General features: G+C 56.2%; 1 protein-coding gene. It reads right to left on the bottom strand.

All coding sequences use genetic code 11. From position 1 onward, the window contains the following. On the bottom strand, window positions 1-2,653 hold a 2,653-nt coding region (locus ACE4YL_RS04890; protein WP_461369311.1), incomplete at both ends, for a hypothetical protein.

Raw genomic sequence — 2,653 nt, 5'->3', positions numbered from 1 at the left:
GCAGCCCATTTCGAAGAAGTAGTAGTCGGCGGTAAGATTAGTAATAGTTGCACGAATGGTTCTGTTAGTAAAGGGAAAATCCGGAGGCAAGTCGGGATAATCTTCGAAGCCGTGAACCTGGTTCATGCCCCCCAGGAAGTACTGAGGCCGGTAGTACGAGCTGCTTGAAGGGCAGGTATAAGGACCTACAGCGATGATGCGCGAGGCAGCAAGCAGGTGATCCACGAACTCAAAGAGCAGCTCGTCCTCGAGCATGTCGCCCACCAGGTTCCCCAGTTGACCCGGCAGATCGTTGCCCGTTAAAACCATGACAATGGCATCCTCAACGGCGGGCTTCAGGCGGGAATCCTGCACAATGGCATCGGCCACGTCGAGAGTCTTATCGACAAGTTCTCCGGCCACCGTGGTTATAGCCGTGGAGAAAGCTTGATCCAGCCGCTCATCCTCCAGGATCCTCGCCGCCAGCTCCAGGGGCAAGCCCGGCGCCGCGGCAAGAATCTCATTCTTCGCTTCCCTGATGACAGCATCATCAAGCAGATCGGCGGGAATATTAGCGAGAGGTTGTATCAGGTTATCTGCTTTTTCTCTCAGCCCGGATACCTGCGCATCAGCGGGTCCGGCAATCTGTTCTACAATATCCTCCGCAGTGAGAGAAAGGCTTTTAATGGAGAAGCGGAAGATCTCCCCGGGAGAACCGGGCAGCAGGCCCGCGAGAAGCGAATTCAAGTCGCGAGTCAGCGGATCCGGCTTGATCAGGCTCTCCGGCTTCTCTGACCGCAGGCAATGCAGGTTTTCGTAAAGGAGATTGTAGTACTGCGCAGCCCCGTCTGCCGCTTTCAAGGCCTTAAGCTGCTCCGCGTCTATCATCTCCGCAAAAAAGTGGTGGATGACGCCGAGGCGCTCCGGTGTGGCAAAATCCTCCACGGCCTTATGCTCTACCAGGAAGCGGAACATGCTTTCATCGACAAAACGGGCCGCCATGCTCCGGGTAAGCATCTCGCCGGCCAGCATCCCTCCTGCGGCGGCGCTCTCGGAAAAGCGCTCGTAATCAAGCCAGGTTGCGGGATCGGCTTTAAACTGCTCCTCGTAGCCGCGGGGCGTGAAAATAAGGAAGGAGGCGAAGGCCCTCTTCACGAAGGGCTCAGCGAAAGAGCGCAGGCTTCCCAGGAACCAATCGCCCAGCTTCTTCCCGTATTCGTGCAGGTTCTCTGCAACCGGCTTGGACTGATCGGCAATTTCGTCCCGGAAGCGCTCGACCCTCTCCCGGTCCCCGGCCACCTCCAGGAGAACCTGCAGGATGATGTCAACCTCGCTGCTTTCGGCGGTAATTTTTTCCGGATCCCTGCCTCCCAGGTCCAGGTAGAAGCGGCGCAGCCGCTCTTCGCTTTTCAAGACCTCCATGATCGCCACAACCCGGGGATCCTCCGGCTCCGGGAACTCAATGCCATCGGCAATGCCGTTAAGCAGGGAATGGGCAATATTGTAGCCCAGTTCATCAGAGTTGTCCTTGAGGTAAGAAGCTATGCCGCCGAGAGGCAGGTTATCCACAATTTTGAACAATCCGCGGGTCAGCTCTTTAATATCGCTTCCTTTGATCAAGTCAGCCATGGTTTCAAAGGGCAGTTCCAGGACAATATCGTTCAACAGCGACAGGAGATTGCCGCCGCCGGCCTGCCCGCCTGAACCCAGATCGAGCAAATCAAGGGGCAGGGCGTCGATCAATTTCATCAAGGCCTCTAAAACCTCTTCCTCCCTTCCCTCTACCAGGTCAAGCAGCTCCCCGGCCTGCATCTCGGCCAGCTTTTCGCTGGCAACGGCGTTCACTACTTTGTTTATTTCGCCAACAAGCCCGCGGTCGTCTTCGTCGGCCGGATCGCCGTAAAGAAGAAGATCCAGGAAGGCCATCAGTTCATCCTCAAGGCCGGCGGTATGATCGTTTAAAACCGCATCTACCACCGCGAGCAACTCCTCCTGGGCGGCGCCGGCTGACTGGGAAAGCGCCCCCATTACCGCGTCCAAATACTGCGACTCCTCGCCAAGGTATTTGTCCATGAGCGGCTCCAGGTCGCCCCGCTCCATTTTCTTTTTTACGACCCAGCCGGCCACCCCTGACCAGTGGTTGAGAAAGTCGCTCACCTGGTCCTCAACTTGCGACGCATCTATATCTGCGTCCATACATCCTCCCCCACCGCCGCCTTCACCCGGCTCATCAAAGGGGCCGTGCTCGCTGTAATGGTCGATGGCTGAGCCCAGTTCTGCGCCGATCATGGCCTGGACGGCGTCCAGGTCCTCCTGGAGCAGCTTGAGCACGTTAAAGAGCTCTGCATAAGCTCCTTCATAGAGCCCCGTTTCTTCGGAATAGCCGCCGAAATTGGTCAGCTCCGCCACCAGGATTTCCACCAGATAGCGCAGAGAGTCCTGGTTCAAAATATTTTCCGTTAACTGGTCAGATATGCCGGAAAGGGGAGCCAGGAAAAGCTCTTGCAGTTCATCCAGGGCCTCGTTGAAATCCTCGTCCGCTTTTAAGTTTTCAACAAACTGATCGTCCAGCCCCCGTAGGGTGGAGAGGATTTTATCGAGAGCTTCTACTACTCTCTCATCGTCCATGATCTCGTCGGCATATTTCAGGACAGGTGTTTTAAAAAGAGTTACC

The organism is Candidatus Darwinibacter acetoxidans (assembly GCF_041936445.1).
GTDB lineage: Bacteria > Bacillota > Limnochordia > Darwinibacteriales > Darwinibacteriaceae > DTU010.
This window is presented reverse-complemented; position numbering and strand designations above follow the sequence as displayed.